Here is an 18,480-nt window from a genome sequence, read left to right as displayed (position 1 = left end):
CGGGATCAGTCCCAGCGGCCGCGATCGCGCCATGCACGCTCACGCCACTCGTGCTCGCGCCATTCATGACGGCGCCACGCGCGTTCACGCCATTCGCGGGCACGCCAGTCGTCGTAGCGATAGCCGACCGGCGCGTACGTCACCGGCGGCGCATAGGCGACGGGCGGCGGCGCCGCATACACCGGGGCAGGTGCCGCGTACACCGGAGCCGGTGCCGCGTAGACGCCCGGCACGCCGATGCCGACCGCGACGTCGACGTGCGCCGACGCGGCGCCCGACGCCGCCAGTACCGCGATACCGAGAACTGCACCGAGAAGTTTCTTGTTCATCTCGCGACTCCCTGCACTCGACGTGCTTCCAGTGAATACGGTTCGGAGTGTAGGTCGGGGTCGTGGATACAGGTGAAACCGGTCTGCGAGACTGGTAACGGGTGTTTACGGCGCCGCAGCGGTCGTGCGCGATGCGTGCCGGCATCGGCACTCACCGCACGCCGTCACGCGCGAATGTCGCCCGGGCTGCGCAGCCAGTGCACGCTGAACAGCTGCGCGTCGTCGGTCCACACGGTGTCGGGCTCGAAGCCCGCGCGCCGCGCGATCGCGTGAAAACCGTCGATGGTGAACTTGTACGAGTTCTCCGTATGGATGCGCTCGCCGGCCTCGAAGCGGAACGTGCGGCCGCACACGCGCACGGTTTGCGTGCGCGCGCTGACGAGATGCATTTCGATGCGCTGCTGGCGCGCATCGTAGAACGCCTGATGCGCGAACGCGTCGATGTCGAAATCCGCGCCGAGCTCGGCGTTCGCGCGCGCGAGCAGATTCAGGTTGAAGGCCGCGGTCACGCCCTGCGCGTCGTTGTACGCGTCGTGCAGCGTCGCTTCGTCCTTCACGAGATCCGCGCCCACCAGCAAGGCGCCGCCGCGCAGCAGCCGCGCCGCGTCGCGCAGGAACGCATCGGCTTCGTCCGGCGAGAAGTTGCCGATCGTCGAGCCGGGAAAAAAGCCGATGCGGCGGCGCGGCTCGGCCGCCAGCGCGGCGAGCTGCTCGGCCTTCGTGTAGTCGGCCGCGAGCGGCGCGACGTCGAGCCACGGATACGCGGCGCGCAGCCGCGCGGCCGCGCCGTGCAGGTAGTCCGCGGAAATGTCGACCGGCACGTAGCGCGCGGGCGCGCGCTCCGCGGAAAACGCGTCGAGCAGGATGCGGATCTTCGCGAGCGAGCCCGCGCCGAACTCGACGATGTCCGCGTGCGGGCCGACGCGCCGCACGATGTCGGTCGCATGCGCGCGCAGGATGCCGAGCTCGGTGCGCGTCGGGTAGTACTCCGGCAGCGCGCAGATGCGGTCGAACAGCGCGGAGCCCGCCGCGTCGTAGAAGTATTTCGGCGGGATGCTGCGCGGCCGCCGCGACAGCCCGTCGATCAGGTCGCGCTCGAACGCGCTCGGCCGCGGGTCGCGGGCTGCTTGCAGGCCGCCGCTCGTGGCGGCCAGATCAGGCGTCTCTCGCAAGTCGCACTCCCGTGAATTGCCAGCGCGCGGCCGGCGGAAAGAAATTGCGGTACGTCGGCCGCGCGTGGCCCGGCGGCGTCGCGATGCTGCTGCCGCGCAGGATCTGCTGGCCGACCATGAACTTCCCGTTGTATTCGGCGGCCACGCCCGCGAGCGGCCGGAAGCCCGGATACGGCTCGTACGACGAGCGCGTCCACTGCCATACGTGGCCCGTCATCTGCCGGATGCCGTCCGCGCCGTACGCGGCCTCCCATTCGAATTCGGTCGGCAGCCGCGCGCCCGCCCATTCCGCGTACGCGGCCGCTTCGTAGAAGCTCACGTGGCACACCGGCGCATGGGGCGCGAGCGGCTCCACGCCGTGCAGCCCGAACGCCTGCCACGCGCGCAACGGCGTGTCGGGCGGCGCGGCGCGTGCGGCGTCGGCGCCGTCGCGCGCGAGCCAGTACGCGGGTGCGCACCAGCCGTCGCGCAGCACCGTCGCCCAGCCGTCCGACAGCCAGAGTTCGGGGCGCGCGTAGCCGCCGTCGGCGATGAACGCGGCAAAGTCCGCGTTGGTCACGAGGCGCTCCGCGATCTCGTACGGCCGCACGAGCGCCGTGTGCCGCGGCCGCTCGTTGTCGAACGAGAAGCCGTTGCCGTCGTGGCCGATCTCGACGAGCCCGCCCGGCTGGCGCAGCCAGCGCGGCGCGGCGGCTTCGTCGCGCACTGCGGCGCCACCGTCGCCGGCACGCGGCCGGAACGCCGGCAGCAGCGGATTGCACGAGAACGCGTGCAGCATGTCGGTGACGATCAGCTCCTGGTGCTGCTGCTCGTGATGCAGGCCGAGCTCGATCTCCGGCGCGATCGTCTCGAGCAGCGCCGCGTCCGCGCTCGCAATCGCGCGCAGCAGCGCTTCGTCGACGTAATGGCGGTACGCGCGCACCTCGTCGAGCGACGGGCGCGTCAGCAGCCCGCGCTGCGGCCGCGGATGGCGCGGGCCGAGCGATTCGTAGTACGAGTTGAAGAGAAACTGGAACGCGTCGTCGAACGGCGCATAGCCTGCGACGCGGCGCATCAGCACGACCGTCTCGAAGAACCACGTGGTGTGCGCGAGATGCCACTTGGTCGGGCTCGCGTCGGGCATCGACTGCACGGCCTGGTCTTCGGCGGACAGCGTCGCCGTCAGTTCGACGCTGCACGCGCGCACGTCGCGGTAGCGGCGCTGAAGCTGGGATGCAAGGAGGCTCATCGGTTTACCGTCCACGTCGCGCTGCGCTGCGTTGCCGGAAAAGGATGCCCCGCGCTCGACGCGCGCGGCTGATGCGACCTGCGATGCTGCGACGGGCGGCCGAAGTTGCATCGCTTCGTCCGCCCGTGCAGAGGAGTATGGCCTAGAAATGTGAATGTCGCGAACCGCGCGTGGGCTGAAACCGCATCGCAAGAAAAATGAAAGCAGGCGGCGAGACCGCTCGTGACACTCGCATGACGCGCCGGTTCGTCCGAAGAACAGCACCCATGCAAAAAAATCTGACGTGAATGTCACACACGCGGGGGCTCGCTCGTCATGTCATCGGAACCCAACCCAGGAGATGGAACCATGACCGCCAAATTCGACCCGTTCGCCGCCGCCCCGTCGCTGATGAAGAGCTGGATGAGCACGTCGCTCGCCGCGCAGGCGAGCCTGGAGCCGACCCTGATCGAGCTGGTCAAGATCCGCGCGTCGCAGATCAACGCGTGCGCCAACTGCATTAACATGCACACCGTCGAAGCGCGCGCGAACGGCGAAACCGAGCAACGCCTGTACCTGCTGTCCGCGTGGCGCGAAGCGCCCTGCTACACCGACCGCGAACGCGCGGCGCTCGGCTGGACCGATGCGCTGACGCGGCTCTCCGAAGGCCACACGCATGCCGACGCATACGAGGCGCTCAACGCGCACTTTACCGAGGAGGAACAGGTGAAACTCACGCTGATGATCAACGTGATCAATGGCTGGAACCGGCTCGCCGTCGGCTTCGGCATGTGGGTCGAACCGGCCGCGGCGAAGGCCCCCGCTGCCAAGGCAGCCGCCTGATGACGGACCTCGACCCGGCGGCGGACGCGGCCGCGAGCTTCGACCCGCTGCGCCGCATGCTCGTGCGCGTCGCGTACCGGATGCTCGGCTCGGTCGCCGATGCCGAGGACATGGTGCAGGAGGCGTTCATCCGCTGGATGGACGTCGAGCGCGCCGAGGTGCGCGTGCCCGAGGCGTTCCTGCGCCGCATGGTGATGCGGCTGTGCCTCGATCAGCTGAAGTCCGCGCGGCACCAGCGCGAAACCTACATCGGCCCGTGGCTGCCCGATCCCGTCGTCGAGGAGGACGCGCAGGAGGACGTCACGCTGCCGCTGATGCTCGCGCTCGAGCGCCTGTCGCCGCTCGAACGCGCGGCGTTCCTGCTGCACGACGTGTTCGGGCTGGAATTCGACGAAGTGGCCGCGACCATCCGGCGCGAGCCGGCCGCATGCCGGCAGCTCGCCGCGCGGGCGCGCGCCCACGTGCGCGACGAACGGCCGCGTTTCAAGGTGGAGAAGCAGCGCGGCGTCGAGATCGCCGAGGCGTTCTTCGCCGCGTCGCGCAGCGGCGACATGCGCGCGCTCGGCGCGCTGCTGGCCGAGGACGTGAGCCTGCACGCGGACGGCGGCGGCAAGCGCCCGGCCGCGAATCGGCGGATCTTCGGCTTCGAAGCCGTGATGCGGGTGCACGAAACGCTGGCGGCGCTGTTCAGCAAGCACGGTTCGACGCTCGTGCACACGGGCTTCGTCAACGGCCTGCCCGGCTTCGTCACGCGGGAAGCGGACGGCGAGCTGCAGACCACCGCGCTCGAAATCGAGGACGGCAAGGTCGTGGCGATCTACGTGGTGCGCAACCCGGACAAGCTGCAGCACCTGCATTGAGCGGACGCGCCCGCACGCAGGCGGGCGCCGCTCCCCTCTCCTCCCCCTACTCGACCGTTACCGATTTCGCGAGATTCCTCGGCTTGTCGATGTCCGCGCCGCGCACGCACGCCGCGTGATACGCGAGCAACTGCAGCGGCACGACGTGCAGGATCGGCGACAGCAGCCCGTAATAGTCCGGCATCCTCAGCACCGAGATGCCGTCGCCGTTGTCGATCCGCGTATCGGCATCGGCGAACACGTACAGCTGCCCGCCGCGCGCCCTCACCTCCTGCATGTTCGACTTCAGCTTCTCGAGCAGCATGTCGTTCGGCGCGATCGTCGCGACCGGCATCGTGTGCGTGACGAGCGCGAGCGGCCCGTGCTTCAGCTCGCCCGCCGGATACGCCTCGGCGTGGATGTACGAGATCTCCTTCAGCTTCAGCGCCCCTTCCAGCGCGATCGGATAATGCAGCCCGCGGCCGAGGAACAGCGCGTTCTCGTGGCGCGCGAATTCCTGCGCCCAGCGTTCGACCTGCGGCTCGAGCGCGAGCACGTCGGCGAGCGCGTCCGGCAGGCGCCGCAGCTGCGTCGTGTAGCGCGCGAGCTGCGCGTCGTCGACGAAGCCGCGCAGCCGCCCAAGCGTGACCGCGAGGATGAACAGCGCGACGAGCTGCGTCGTGAACGCCTTCGTCGACGCCACGCCGATCTCCGGGCCCGCGCGCGTGAGGAACCGCAGGCCCGTCTGCCGCATCATCGCGCTGGTCGGCACGTTGCAGATCGCGAGCGTGTCCGGATGGCCGAGCGATTGCGCATACTTCAGCGCCGCGAGCGTGTCGGCCGTCTCGCCCGATTGCGACACCACGACCACCAGCGTGTTCGGCATCGCGAGCGCGTCGCTGTAACGGTATTCGCTCGCGATCTCGACGTGCGCGGGCATCCGCGCGATCGTCTCCAGCCAGCGGCGCGCGGTGAGCCCCGAGTAATGGCTCGTGCCGCACGCGAGGATCAGCACGTTGTCGATCTGCTCGAACACTTGCCGCGCGTCCGGCCCGAACACCGCGGGATCGAACAGCCCCGCATCGGGAATCGTCGCCGCCACCGCGTGCGGCTGCTCGAAGATCTCCTTCTGCATGAAATGGCGATACGGGCCGAGCTCGACCACGCCGTCGCCCGACGTGACCGTCTGCACCGGCCGCTCGACCTGCACGCCGTTGCGATCGAAGATGCGCGCATGGCCGGCCGTCAGCTCGACGATGTCGCCTTCCTCGAGAAAGATGAAGCGGTCGGTGATGCCCGCGAGCGCGAGCGCGTCCGACGCGACGAAGCATTCGCCGTCCTTCAGCCCGACCACGAGCGGCGAGCCGACCCGCGCGCCGACGAGCCGCTGCGGCTCGGATTTGCTGAACACCGCGATCGCATACGCGCCGTGCAGCTGCGTGGTTGCGTCGCGCACCGCCGCGAGCAGGTCGCCGCGGTACTTGCTGTGGATCAGGTGCGCGACGACTTCGGTGTCGGTCTGGCCGTCGAACTCGTAATGCTCGTCAGACAGTTGCGTACGCAACGTTTCATGATTCTCGATGATGCCGTTGTGCACGAGCGCGATCTCGTCGCGCGAGAAGATCGGGTGCGCGTTGCAGGTCGCCGGCGCGCCGTGCGTCGCCCAGCGCGTATGCGCGATGCCCGTGCTGCCGGACAGCCCGGCGCTTTCCACGTGCGCCTCGAGATCCGCGACGCGCGACACGCTGCGTTCGCGTCGCGCGATGCCGTCGACGACGGTCGCGACGCCGCATGAATCGTAGCCGCGGTATTCGAGGCGGCGTAAGCCTTCAATCAGGATCGGAACGATGTTCCGTTGCGCGACCGCGCCGACGATGCCACACATGACGCGTTACCTCCAGTGAAAAGACCGGTGCCGTGCGCACGAGCGCTCGGCACGCAAGCGAAACAATCCGGCGTGACGGCCGCGGCCGTCGTGATGCTGGCGCGCGGCGATACGGCGTGCGCGTGTGGCCCGCGTGAGCGTGCCGGCCGCGATGCCGAGGCTCGCGCACGGCGAGCGCGGCGCATCCAGATCCAGCGACAGCAGGCACGCGAGCGCGCTGCATGGCAGCGCCCGGGCGGGCGTGCGGCGCGTGGATGCGCGGCGGGTTCGGCGGGTGCGGCCGAACGCGAGCAAGGCCGCGCGACGGCGGCTTGCGGGCACGTGCCGCACGATGCGATGCGTCGGCGTGCCGTCGAACTGGCCGGCCGCGCGGCGCGGCGGCGACAGCGACTCGCGGATGCGGCTGTCGTCGACGACCGGTACGGGCAGCGTGGCCGGCATGACGCAGGCGAGAGCAGGGACGATCGACACGGGCCATTCGCGGCACGGCACGCCCGACGCGGCGCGCGAGCCCGGCAGGTCGACGAGCGGCGGAAACGGCCAGGTGCGCAGGGACAGGGCGGGGCAACGCGACACCGGGCACACGTCGCGCCCGCAGAGCAGCAGCGCCGCGAGCCACAGCCAGGCAGCCGAGCAGGTCGGCAGGAACGCGACGTCGCGACATGCGCGGCACGCCAGCGCCGCATCGCATGGCGCCAGCGCGCATGCGAGCGCGAGCAGCCACACCTCGTCGACGCAGAACGAACCCGCCCGGCAGTCCTTCATCGTTCGTCCCCGTGTCCGCGTCAGGATCGCCGTCGCGGACGGACAGGATTCAAGAGGAGCAGGCGGAGCAGGCATCGGTTCGCGGCGCCGTTTCCCGCCAGCGGCGCCGCGGATGCTGGTCCCTCACGCCGTTTCCCGGCCTCGTATCAACTGCATATAGCCGTCCCGATGTGTACCGCTAGTCGTTCGCGCTGCCGGGACGGGGCATGTTTCATTGGAAGCAAAGGCCGAGCCATCGCGCGGCGCGCCCCGTCCGGCAAGGTGCAGGCGCGGGTTCGCGGCATGCGCGGCCGTGTGCGTGAAAGGTTTTTGATTCATCGGCGTATCAGCGTTTTGCGGGCCGCGGCGCGCATGTCCTTCGGCCGACGGCGGGCCGTCGTGCAGCCGAAGCATGCGCAATCGGCGTGCCGCATGCGCATGGGCGTGCCTGACGATTCGCCGCGCGTTTGCAAATAGCGCTTGCCCGCCGTCTCCATGCAGCGGCCGCCACGCGGGCACCGGGGCCCGTTTCACCGACGCAACGTTTCCGCACCATCGCCCGCGACATACGCCGGCGTGGGGAAAATCCCCATGCATGCGCAACGGTCGACCCTGCGAGTCGCGTGCAGGCATGAGACGTGCGCACATCGTTCCGGCACGGATGGCGGCGGCGGCGCGCGTAGCGCTTCGCGATGCATCGCGGGTGCATGCAGCCGGCCTTGCGCCGTATCACGTGTGTAACGTTCCGGTGCGGGCCGCCCGACGCCCGCGCGCGCCACGCGACGCGGTTGCCGGGCACGGCGCGGCTGGTTTGAAACTTGCAGCATCCGATACACCGCACGCAGCCCGCGCTCGCATTCGCGGCGCCGCGACACATTGGGCCGATGATCCCGATGGGATGACGAGGTACGACAAATGACATGACTTGCCACTCGCAATGAGATGGCGGGCACGAGGACGCTTCGCCGGCGCATGCCCCCACGACGAAACGGCCCCGGCCTTTAACGCAGCGCGGCCTGCCGGCCGCCGGTTGCAGGTTGTCAACCGGGCGGCGGCCCGGCAGCTCATGGCCGCACTGCGCCGCCGATCCACCCGTGCTTGCGCGCGGGCTCGCCTCGCGCGCCTGGACGAACGGAATCAGGGAGCGATTCGAGGTTCGACATGCGGAAATTCCTGTTTGTATTCGGCACGCGCCAGGAGGCGGTCGGGATGGCGCCGCTCGTGCGCGCGCTGCGGGCCCACGGCAACGTCGACGCGAAGGTGTGCGTCACCGTGCGGCGCCGGGAGACCTTCGAGCCGTTGCTCGCGCTGTTCGACGTGATGCCCGACTACACGCTGAACCTGACGGACGCCGGCCATGCGCAGGCCGACTCGACGTCGGGCCTGCTGCAGGCGATCGGCGGCCTGTTCGACCGGCTGCACCCGGATAGCGTGGTGGTGTACGGCGACACCATCACGACGCTGATGGTGAGCCTCGCGGCGTTTTACCGGTATTTGCCGGTCGCGCACGTCGAGGCGGGCCTGCGCAGCGGCGACATCTGGTCGCCGTGGCCGGAGGAGCTGAACCGCCGCATCACCGATGCGGTGTCGAGCTGGCATTTCGCGCCGACCGAGCGCGCGCGGCGCAACCTGTACAGCGAGGGCGTGCCGGCCGACAGCGTCGTGCTGAGCGGCGACACGCTGATCGACGCGCTGCAGGGCGTGCGGCGCATCCTCGAGCGCGACGACGCGTTCGCGCGCGCGATCGCCGCACGCTATCCGTTCGTCGACGGCACCGGGCGCATCGTGCTGGTGTCCGGCCATCACTTCTACACCGGCGAGATGCGCGCGTGCTTCGGCCATGCGCTGCGGATCCTCGCGGGCCGGCACCGCGACGTGCAGTTCGTCTATGCGCTGCATGGCGAATCGAGCGTGGACGAGCCGATGCAGGCGCTGCTCGAAGGGATTGCGAACCTGCACGTGATCGAACCGCAGGCGTATCTGTCGTTCGTGTTCCTGATGTCGCGCGCGCACTTCATCATCACCGACTCGTGCGGGATCCAGGAGGAGGCGCCGGCGCTCGGCAAGCCGGTGCTCGTCACACGCGACACCTGCGAGCGGCCGGAGGCCGTGCAGGCCGGCAATGCGCGGCTCGTCGGCACGGATGCGGAACGCCTGGTGGACGAGGCGTCGCGCCTGATCGGCAACGACCGCGCGTACGACGAGATGGCGCATGCGAGCAATCCGTATGGCGACGGCCATGCGTGCGAGCGGATCGTGCATGCGCTGCTGAACCGGCCGCATGCGCTGCCGAACATCGTGAACTTCGGGATGGGGGCGGGGGAGATGCCGTACAACGCGCTCGCGATGGGGCTGCATGCGCTGCGTTCGGCGTGAAGACGTAGTGAAGGCGCAATAAAAAAACGCCGCGCGAACCTGTCGCGCGGCGTTTATACGATTGGCTAGTCGCTTCGCCTGCGGGCGATGCACACTGCCGGACCCCTTCGATTGTGCGTTGGTAGGCTCGATTGGATTCGAACCAACGACCCCCACCATGTCAAGGTGGTGCTCTAACCAACTGAGCTACGAGCCTAAGAAGCCGCAGATTATAGGCAGGCTTTGTGCGGAGCACAAGGGGTTTGGTGAAAATTCTTTCGCGGGCGCGTGTGGGGGTGCACAGCGCGACGCGTCCGTGCCGCGGGGTTATCCACATTTCCTTCTGGATAACCGCCCTGCAAGCCTCTGGATTCACAGTGGAACGATTCGGGATATCTGTGGCGGCTGTGAGCCGGGGCGAAAGTTGTTCTGTGCTCCACAGAACTTTGCACCCGAGTCTCGGGGGGTTATGAATCCGGCAGCGTGTTGATTTCTCAGGGGGTTTGGGGAGTTATCCACAGATTCGCGCGCGGCTTGTTAACTACTACTACGTTTATATACATATCGGTTCAAAACCATTGGACAACCACAGGGCGGCGACTGTGAGCGGTGCATAGAAGAAGCGGAATGCTGTGGTTCAGCCAAGAGGACCGCCATCGCGCGGCACCGGCATCACGTCGCGGACACGCGATGTCCCGACGCCACGGACACATCCTTTCACGCCCTGAAATAAATCCGCTGGCCGATTCGCGCGGCGTTACCTTACTGCCCTGATTCGACTGTAGAATTCCGCGCGATAGCGCAACAGACACCATCCGAGGGTGCTGAAATAAAAAGGGCCGCAATATGAACATGCCGGACATAGCCGCTGCGATTCGTGGCGGCCTGATTCAGCAGGACCGTTTACTCAAGCTCGCAACCCCGCTCGGCGAGAACGCACTCGCCGTCCAGCGGGCAGTGGGGCGATCGCGAATCGGACGAGACTATTCATTCACGCTCGACGTCATGTCGACGGATGGCGGTCTCGAGCTGAAGAAGCTGATCGCCCAGCCGGCGACGCTCTGGATTCAACAGGCGGACAAGTCGTACCGGCCGGTGAGCGGCTACATCTACACCGTGCGCCGGCTGGGCGCGAACGGTGGCATAACGACTTACCAGATCGAACTGCGCGCGTGGATGCACGTGCTACGGTTTCGCCGCGACCAGAAGATCTGGATCGACAAGCACGTCGACGAGATCATCTCCGAGGTCCTGGACATGCACCCCGAAGCCCGGGGCCGATACCGCTTCGCGCTGTCGCAGCCGCTGCCGAGCCGTTCGTATACGCGCCAGAGCGAGACGGACTGGGATTTCGTGCACCGGCTGATGGAGAGCGAAGGGCTGTTCGCCTGCTGGGAACAGGCGGGCGACGGCAAGTCGCATACGCTCGTGATCACCGATAACCTGCAGACGTGCGCGCCGCTGTCGCCGGAGACGGTGCGCTTCTATCGCGCGGGCGCCTCGAGCGAGACGGATGCGTTCACGCAATGGTCGGGCACCCGCACGCTGCAAAGCGTGACGCTGTCGACCCGGACGTTCGACTACAAGAATCCATCGGTATCCACCAACCCGAAAGGCACCAACGTGCCGACGATGGCGGGCCAAGGCGCCTTGCCGGACCAGCTCGAGGTCTACGAGTACACCGGCGCGTATACCTATCTCGACCAGTCGCGCGGCGACCGTCTGACGAAGGTCCGGATGGAGGAATGGGAGTCGCAGGCGAAGCGCTTCCACGCCGCGGGCGGCGTGCGCGGTATCGACGCGGGGCGGCGCTTCACGCTGTCGGACCATCCCGAGCACGATCGCGACCCGGCCGACCAGCGCGAGTTCGCGACGATCGAAGTGGCGTGGTGGATCGAGAACAACCTGCCGGTGTCGAGCGACGGTCCGCACTTTCCACATGGCCTGGGGCCAGAGCTTGAGCGCATCCGTGCGAGGTATCAAGGCGCGTCTGCGCTTCAGGTGCCGCATGGCGACGGCTCGGTGGGCTTCTATCTCGTCGAGGTCGAAGCGCAGCGCGCGAGCGTGCCGTATCGCAGCCCGTTCGAGCATCGCAAGCCGGAGATGCATCTCGAGACGGCGATCGTCGTCGGGCCGCGAGGCGAAGAGGTCTACACCGACGAGCTGAACCGCATTCGCGTGCGGTTCGTCTGGGATCGTGTGAACCCGGGCGACGAGAACGCATCGTGCTGGGTGCGCGTCGTGCAATCGGATTCCGGCGGCGGCTATGGCGGCGTGCACATGCCGCGCATCGGCGAGGAAGTGCTGATCGACTACGTCGGCGGCGATTGCGACCGGCCGCTGGCCGTCGGCCGCGTGTACAACGGCGCGATCAAGCCGCAATGGCATAGCGACGGGATTCTGTCCGGCTACCGCTCGAAGGAATATTCGGGCGGCGGCTACAACCAGCTCGTGATGGACGATGCGACCGGCCAGAACCGCGTGCAGCTGATGAGCAGCAGCGCGAACAGCCTGCTGCATCTCGGCTACCTGATCGACCAGAACGGCAATTCGCGCGGGTCGTATCTCGGCAGCGGGTTCGATCTGCGCTCGGATGCATACGGTGCGGTGCGCGCGAGCCAGGGCCTGTACGTGACCACGCACCCGAAGGCGCCGAACAGCCAGCCGCTGGACGTAAAGGAAACGCAGCAGCAGCTCGTGAATGCCGAGAGCCTCGTCGAGTCGCTGTCGGGCGTGAGCGAACAGCACCAGGCGGAAAGCCTGAAGGACGCGCACGACACGATGCGCGCGTTCACCGATGCGACGCAAGAAAGTGTATCGGGCAGCGCATCGGGCGGCCGCACGGCGGGCGGCGGCACGGGCAGCGCGAACGCATTCAAGGAACCGGTGATGCTGTTCGGCAGCCCGTCCGGGATCGGGATGTCGACGCAGCAGTCGGTGCATGTAGTCGCGAACGATCATGTGAACGTTGCGAGCGGGCAGAGCGTGCATGTCGCGGCCGGCAAGTCGCTGCTGGCGAGCATCGGGCAGAAGCTGAGCCTGTTCGTGCAGAACGCGGGGATCAAGCTGTTCGCGGGCAAGGGCAAGGTCGAGATCCAGGCGCAATCGGACAACGTCGAGGTGACCGCGCAGAAGACGGTCAAATTGCTGTCGGCGACCGACAAGATCGATGTTGCCGCCGACCAGGAAATCCTGCTGACGAGCGGCGGCGCATACATCCGCATCAAGGGTGGACAGATCGAGATCCATGCCCCGGGGAAAATCGACGTGAAGGGCGCGTCGCATACGTTCAGCGGGCCGGCGAGCAAGGGGTATCCGCTGCCGAGCCCGAGGCCGGATCAGCCGGGGCAACTGGAGTTGCTGCACCAGTACGCGAACGGCGAAGGCTTCAAGGGTGGCAAGTTCACGGTGCTGGATGCCAATGGCGGCGTGTTGCGCGAAGGCGCACTCGACGCGAGGGGGCACACGATCGTGAGCGGCTTGCCGGCCGGCGCCGCACACGTTCAGTTCGGCGAGGATTCGCGCAACCAATACGATCCGTCGAGCGTATTCAAGGCGGCGCAATGGCCTGCGAAGCCTTCGCAGCCGGCCGACGCGGCCGCGACGGCCATGTCGCAGCTGGGCGGCTTGTTGCCGCCGGGCGCGATGGGCGCGGTGTCGGGGGCCACGAAACTGGCTGGCGTCGCCGGACAGGCGGCGCAGGGCGGCATCGGCCAGGCGATGAGCGTTGCACAGGGCGCACTTGCCAGCGCGTTGCCGCAAGGCGCAATGAGCGCGGTGTCGGGCGCGACGCAACTGGCGGGTGTCGCAGGTCAGGTCGCCAACGGCGGCATCGGCCAGGCCTTGGCCGGCCAGGCGATGAGCGTTGCGCAAGGCGCGCTTTCCCAGGCATTGCCATCCGGCGCGAGCGCGGCGCTGGCGCAGGCGAGCCAGCTCGGCGCCGCGGCGAAGCAGGTCGGTGCGCTCGCGCAAGCGGCACGTAGCGCCGCACCTGCATTGACCTCGCTCTGACGAGCCATTCGCGCCGGACGCGACCCACACACTTTCGAACACAAGAACCGTTATGACCGATTCTTCGGGCGTCATTCTTCCCAAGGCGACGGAGGTTTACGTCGCGCCGTTGCTGCAGATCGAAACCGCCGACGTCAGCGCCGGCATCAAGGCGTGCGACCGCTGGCTGCGTGGCATCAGCGACGATTTCATCACCATCGAGCGTCTCAAGATGGTTGCGAGTTCGCTGCCCGTGGTGGCCAACATCATGGCGGCCGTCGATCTCGTCCTCGACATCAAGGACATGGTCGAGCATGGCCAGCATGGCCGGAATCCCGACGTATTCGATTATCTGAACCTCGGCCTCGACCTGATCGGCATCGTTCCGGTGCCGCCCGGCACGGCCCAGTTCCGCATGGGCATGCGGCCTGTCATGAAGCTGGTACGGCAGAAGGTCGTGCAGAGCGGCAAGGCTTTGGGTGAGGCATCGTTGCAGGTCATGCAGACCGCGCTGCTGCAGGCGCTGATCGACAGCCTGAGCGAGCAGTTCGCAGGCAAGATTCAGAGCTTCGTCGACGGGGTGACGAAGGAACTGAACAGCGTCCTCAAGACGTGCGCCGAGTACATCGAGAAGTTTTTGATCGGGTTTGCGCACCTATTCGAGGAAGTCGCGGGCGAGAAGCCGATCAGTGCCGCGCACAACGTCCGCGCGGCGGAACGTCACGCGAGCCAGATCGCGGCGGGATTCGCCGCGCATGACGCGAGCAAGACGTTTTCGAGCCTGGGACACCTGTTCGTCGATTTCGTGAAGATCGAGGCGAAGGGGGTGATCAATGCCGGGACGCGGGCGGCGAAGGTGCTGGACCTGAAGTACCGCGAGCCGCTGCTGAAGATGGCGAAGGCATTGCGTACGATGGTGCCGGTGGTCAAGGAGAAGATCCTTGCGCTAGGCGGGGTCGACGCGGGCAAGATCGGCTGGTTGATCAACCTGATTCAGGTCGCGATCGAGAAGAAGCGCGACATCCTGCGCAAGCAGAAGGTGCATTCGACGGGGATCAAGGAGCAGGGCGCGACGAAGGTTCATCGCCAGGAGGGCGAAGGGCAGAAGGAGACGGTGCGGCATACGGAGCCGGCGAAGCATCCGGGGCCGAATGACAGCAAGGTCAATTGTCCGGTTCGTTCACCGTCGGTTGCGACGAAGCGTTCCGTGGGCTTCGCGCTTGGCGACGAGCGGCTCGAACATCACGATTTTACGGTGCCTGGCGTTCTTCCGATGGTCTGGACGCGCACCTATCGATCGTTCTTCGACGCCAACGATGCGCAGGGCGAACTGGGCGCGCGCTGGATTACGCCCTATACCACGCGGATCGACGTGCGTCGTGACGGATTCGTATACCACGATGCGACAGGGCGCAGCATCGACTATCCGCTGCTCGCGCCTGGCGAAGCACATGTCGACCGGAGCGAAGGACAGACGCTTTTGCGGCTCGATGAAACGTGGATCACGCTGACTCGCGGGCACGAACTGCTTGAAGCATACGAGAAGCGGGGCGACGCGTTTCGCCTTGCCTTTGTCAAGGATCGGTCTGGTAACCAGATCACGCTTGCCTATGACGATCACGATCGGCTGATCCGGCTGATTGCACCCACTGCCGCCGTTGCCTTCGGCTACGACGACAAAGGCCGAATTGTCGAAGCCTCGCATCACGATGCCGAAGGTCGGCGTATGGGTACGTTGGCACGCTATACCTATGACGTGGACGGGGATCTCGTCGTGGCGACTGACCGCAACGGCGACTCACGCGAATACGCGTACCGGCATCACCTGATCACGCGCTATACGGATCGGACCAGCCGGGCGATGAATCTCGAATGGGATGGTATCGGGCCGAAAGCGAAGTGCGTCCACGAATACGCGGATGACGGCAGCTTCGACACACGTTTCGCATGGCATCCGGATTTCAGGATGGTCAGCGTCACCGATGCGCTCGGTAGTGTGACGCAACACTACTACGACCTGCATGGTTATACGTTCCGCATCGTTCACCCTGACGGCGGCGAAGAATGGATGTATCGGGATGCGAATCACAATCTCGTGCAACACACTTATCCCGACGGTGGCGTCGAGCGAATGACCTATAACGGTCATGACAACCTCGTGCGGCATGTGCGCGTCGACGGCAGCGTCATCGAGATGGAATACGACGAGAAGGACCAGATGGTCAGGATCGTCGATCCGCAAGGCGCGGTGTGGCTGCGTGAATACGATGATGCGGGCAGGGTCGCTGTCGAAACCGATCCGCTCGGCCACAAGACAACCTACAGCTATAACGCGCAGGGCTTGCCGACCGAAGTGACCGATGCGAAGGGCGGCACGAAGGTCCTGGCGTATAACGACGCCGGTCAGTTGATTTCGCATACCGACTGTTCGGGCAAGACGACAGCCTGGGCCCACGACGCGCAAGGCCGTCTGATCAAGACGACGGATGCGCTGGGCGGCGCGACGATATACCAGTATGGCGGCAACGGGCGACTCGAATCGATTCGCACCGCAGCAGGCGTCAAGCGCATTCAATACGACGCCGAGGGGCGCCTGATCGTCGTCACGGACCCGTTGGAACGTACGACGCGTTACAGCTATGACGGTGCGGGCCGCGTCGCGACGCGAACCGATGCGCTCGGACATTCACTGAGCTATGGCTATGACCGGCTCGGGCGGCTCGTGCGGCTGACCGATTCGAATCACGCGAGCTATCAATGCAAGTACGATCCGGTAGGCCGGTTGCTCGAGACGATCGGTTTCGACGGGACGGAAACGCGCTATATCTACGACGAAGACACGGGCTACGTTTCGACGATCGACACGGCAGGGAAGATCACGCAAGTCGAATTCGATCGTGGCGGGAGGCTGACACGACGCGCATGCGGCGATGCCGAGGAACGCTTCGCGTACGACGCGCTCGGACGACTCGTTGACGCGCGGAACGCATGCAGCCGTGTGCAGCATTTCTTCGATCTCGCGGGGAATCTCGTGCGCGAGCATCACGCGTATGACCTCTTCGGCGTGCAGCGCAGCTACGTCTGGCATCACACATACGACGAACTGGGCGTGCGTATCGGCACAGTGCGCCCGGACGGCCACAAGATTGATTGGCTTACCTACGGATCCGGGCATGTCCATGGCATGGTGCTCGACGGCGAGGCGCGCGTGCATTTCGAACGCGACGACCTGCATCGTGAAATCCATCGCAGCTATGCGAGCAAGCTCGAGCAGCGGACCGAATATGATTCCGCAGGGCGTTTGCAGCGCCATACCCTACGGCGCGAGAATGCTCCCGCGCCATTGAGCGCGCGTCATTATCGTTACGATGCCGCGGGCCAGCTCATGCACGTCGAAGACAGCCGGCAAGGGTTATTCGACTATCGATACGATCCGGTCGGACAACTGATCGAGTCGATCGGCCATGGCGGAACCGAGCGCTTTGCGTTCGATCCCGCGAGCAACCTGATCGGTGCAGGCAGTCCGGAACATGCCCGCACGCTCACACCGGCGAGCCCGGGTCGATCCGGCAGTACGTTGCCACCCCAGGTGCCGAGAGTACTCGGCAACTTGCTCAGGGAATATTCTGGCGCGCATTTCAGATACGACTCGCATGGGAACGTGATCGAAAAGCGGACACCAGGCGGCGTGCAGCGCTTCGAGTGGGATGCGTTCAATCGACTGGCTCGCGCGCGAATCGAAACCGCAACGCGGCAAACCGATGCACGATATTTCTACGATGCGGCCGGAAGGCGGATCGCGAAAGAAGTCGACGGTATCGCAACCGTGTTCGGCTGGGACGGCAACAAGCTCGCCTATGAGAGCGACGGTGAGCGCAGTACGCATTACGTCTATGAAGCCGGGTCATTCGTGCCGCTGGCGCAGTACGTCAGTGCGTCAGTCGGCGGGATGCCGACGCCTTCGCACGATAATTCGGCGCGCTATGCGCCCGAAGACGATCCGTTGCAACAGATTCCGGATCCAGGGAGGGACGCCCACCTGTATTACTACCATTGCGATCAGGTTGGTACACCGCTGATGCTGACGGATGAACTGGGCGATATCGTATGGGAAGCGAGGTACAAGGCGTGGGGCGAAGCGAAGGAGATCATTGCGCGCGTGTCGCGCACGACAAGGCACGCAGTACGGAACGCGATTCGCTTCCAGGGACAGCAGTTCGACGAAGAGACCGGGCTCGCCTACAACCGGCATCGCTATTATGATGCGACGACGGCGCGATATGTCAGCGCCGATCCGATCGGGCTGTTGGGTGGCGTCAACCCGTTCCGCTATGTTCTCGCGCCGACGGGATGGGTCGACCCGCTCGGATTGAGCGAAGACCCGTGCTGCTCATGTGGGGGCAAGGCAATCATTCGGCACTATCGTGTCGAGAATTCGGCAACCGGACATTACACGGTCGAAGTAGAGAGCGGTTACATGTCGCTTCATACGCATCAGGTCACGCGCACGGAGGCCGGCGACACGACGATCGTGAACGAACGGCGCTCACGTTTGATGGATGGCGATCCGATTCTCCATACGGCTGAAGTGCCGTTGCCCGATGCAAGGGCCGCGATCGCCTATCAGCAATCGCAGATCGGTAAAGATATCGGGAAATATGATGAACGCACCAACAGTTGCGTTGATCACGTGGCGAGCGTGCTGCGAGCAGGCGGCGCCGATGTTCCGCAAGGACCGTTGGGACAGATGAGATACCTGGGGAAACTGGGGTTCAAGGCAAAGGTGAAATGATGCCATTAGTAAGTTGTTCGTATCACGGGTATACCGGTGGCCAGCTTGTGACGCAGGCCGTACTCGATCTCGTCAATGATCGTGCCCGCTGGAAAGGTAGCCACCGGGTACTGCCGTTGATACTCGTGCGTGACGATATCGAGTTTACGGGTTTCATGCTCGAATCCGAGGAAGTGAAAATTCTTGAGTTGGGTGGTACACCCGAGGGCGGCGGAATTTATCGCTTCAACGATGATGAATCGATGGAATCGGCAATTGGGTTGCTGACGGCAAGCTGTGGCGGCTGCCTGCGTGAGTTGATGGAGTTGCAGGAAGGTGCGTAGG

Annotated in this window: 11 protein-coding genes and 1 tRNA gene; 6 read left to right on the top strand and 6 right to left on the bottom strand. The window is 65.9% G+C overall.

Features of this window, described 5'->3' with window-relative positions; all coding sequences use genetic code 11:
* Positions 1 to 5: 5 nt before the first annotated feature.
* From HWY45_RS14475 to egtB, 3 genes are all read right to left on the bottom strand, one after another.
* Positions 6 to 329, bottom strand: coding sequence for a hypothetical protein (locus tag HWY45_RS14475; RefSeq protein ID WP_059810899.1), 324 nt, complete (start codon positions 327 to 329; stop codon positions 6 to 8).
* Between the two features lie 164 nt (positions 330 to 493).
* A complete protein-coding gene (gene egtD, locus HWY45_RS14470) occupies positions 494 to 1,501 on the bottom strand; it encodes an L-histidine N(alpha)-methyltransferase (RefSeq protein ID WP_059882378.1) in 1,008 nt (335 codons plus the stop codon).
* Complete coding sequence (gene egtB, locus HWY45_RS14465; RefSeq protein ID WP_059882414.1) at positions 1,485 to 2,729, bottom strand: ergothioneine biosynthesis protein EgtB; 1,245 nt, start codon at positions 2,727 to 2,729, stop codon at positions 1,485 to 1,487. The genes egtD and egtB overlap by 17 nt, the downstream gene beginning before the upstream one ends.
* A 348-nt stretch (positions 2,730 to 3,077) precedes the next feature.
* Here egtB and HWY45_RS14460 point away from each other — a divergent pair, with 348 nt between their 5' ends.
* Together HWY45_RS14460 and HWY45_RS14455 are read left to right on the top strand one after the other, a co-directional pair.
* Positions 3,078 to 3,551, top strand: a complete 474-nt coding sequence (locus HWY45_RS14460) for a carboxymuconolactone decarboxylase family protein (protein WP_059810896.1) — start codon at positions 3,078 to 3,080, stop codon at positions 3,549 to 3,551.
* The gene (locus tag HWY45_RS14455) at positions 3,551 to 4,411 is read left to right on the top strand and encodes a sigma-70 family RNA polymerase sigma factor (protein ID WP_059882416.1); all 861 of its coding nucleotides are present in this window, start codon (positions 3,551 to 3,553) and stop codon (positions 4,409 to 4,411) included. The genes HWY45_RS14460 and HWY45_RS14455 overlap by 1 nt, the downstream gene beginning before the upstream one ends.
* Before the next feature lie 46 nt (positions 4,412 to 4,457).
* Here HWY45_RS14455 and glmS read toward each other — a convergent pair whose 3' ends face one another.
* Positions 4,458 to 6,275, bottom strand: a complete 1,818-nt coding sequence (gene glmS, locus HWY45_RS14450; protein WP_059810895.1) for a glutamine--fructose-6-phosphate transaminase (isomerizing) — start codon at positions 6,273 to 6,275, stop codon at positions 4,458 to 4,460.
* Positions 6,276 to 6,281: 6 nt separating this feature from the next.
* A complete protein-coding gene (locus tag HWY45_RS14445; RefSeq protein ID WP_059564639.1) occupies positions 6,282 to 7,040 on the bottom strand; it encodes a hypothetical protein in 759 nt (252 codons plus the stop codon).
* Positions 7,041 to 8,180: 1,140 nt separating this feature from the next.
* On the opposite strand from HWY45_RS14445, the gene wecB reads away from it, so the two are divergent.
* Positions 8,181 to 9,395 (top strand): non-hydrolyzing UDP-N-acetylglucosamine 2-epimerase, encoded by a 1,215-nt coding sequence (wecB, locus tag HWY45_RS14440; RefSeq protein ID WP_059810893.1) that lies wholly within the window; start codon positions 8,181 to 8,183, stop codon positions 9,393 to 9,395.
* Between the two features lie 119 nt (positions 9,396 to 9,514).
* Here wecB and HWY45_RS14435 read toward each other — a convergent pair.
* Positions 9,515 to 9,591 (bottom strand) — tRNA-Val (locus HWY45_RS14435).
* A 629-nt stretch (positions 9,592 to 10,220) separates the two neighbouring features.
* Here HWY45_RS14435 and HWY45_RS14430 point away from each other — a divergent pair.
* From HWY45_RS14430 to HWY45_RS14420, 3 genes are read left to right on the top strand one after another with little or no spacing between them, the layout of a single operon-like run.
* Positions 10,221 to 13,385, top strand: coding sequence for a type VI secretion system Vgr family protein (locus HWY45_RS14430; protein WP_150998239.1), 3,165 nt, complete (start codon positions 10,221 to 10,223; stop codon positions 13,383 to 13,385).
* Between the two features lie 52 nt (positions 13,386 to 13,437).
* The gene (locus HWY45_RS14425; protein ID WP_059883174.1) at positions 13,438 to 18,156 is read left to right on the top strand and encodes an RHS repeat-associated core domain-containing protein; all 4,719 of its coding nucleotides are present in this window, start codon (positions 13,438 to 13,440) and stop codon (positions 18,154 to 18,156) included.
* Positions 18,153 to 18,479: a hypothetical protein gene (locus tag HWY45_RS14420; protein WP_230942455.1), complete on the top strand. Its 327-nt coding sequence runs from the start codon at positions 18,153 to 18,155 to the stop codon at positions 18,477 to 18,479. The genes HWY45_RS14425 and HWY45_RS14420 overlap by 4 nt, the downstream gene beginning before the upstream one ends.
* Position 18,480: the final 1 nt, after the last annotated feature.

The organism is Burkholderia stagnalis (genome assembly GCF_902830275.1).
GTDB classification, from domain to species: Bacteria; Pseudomonadota; Gammaproteobacteria; order Burkholderiales; family Burkholderiaceae; genus Burkholderia; species Burkholderia stagnalis.
The sequence above is the reverse complement of the archived record's forward strand: the minus strand, read 5'-3'. Positions and strand labels throughout refer to the sequence as shown.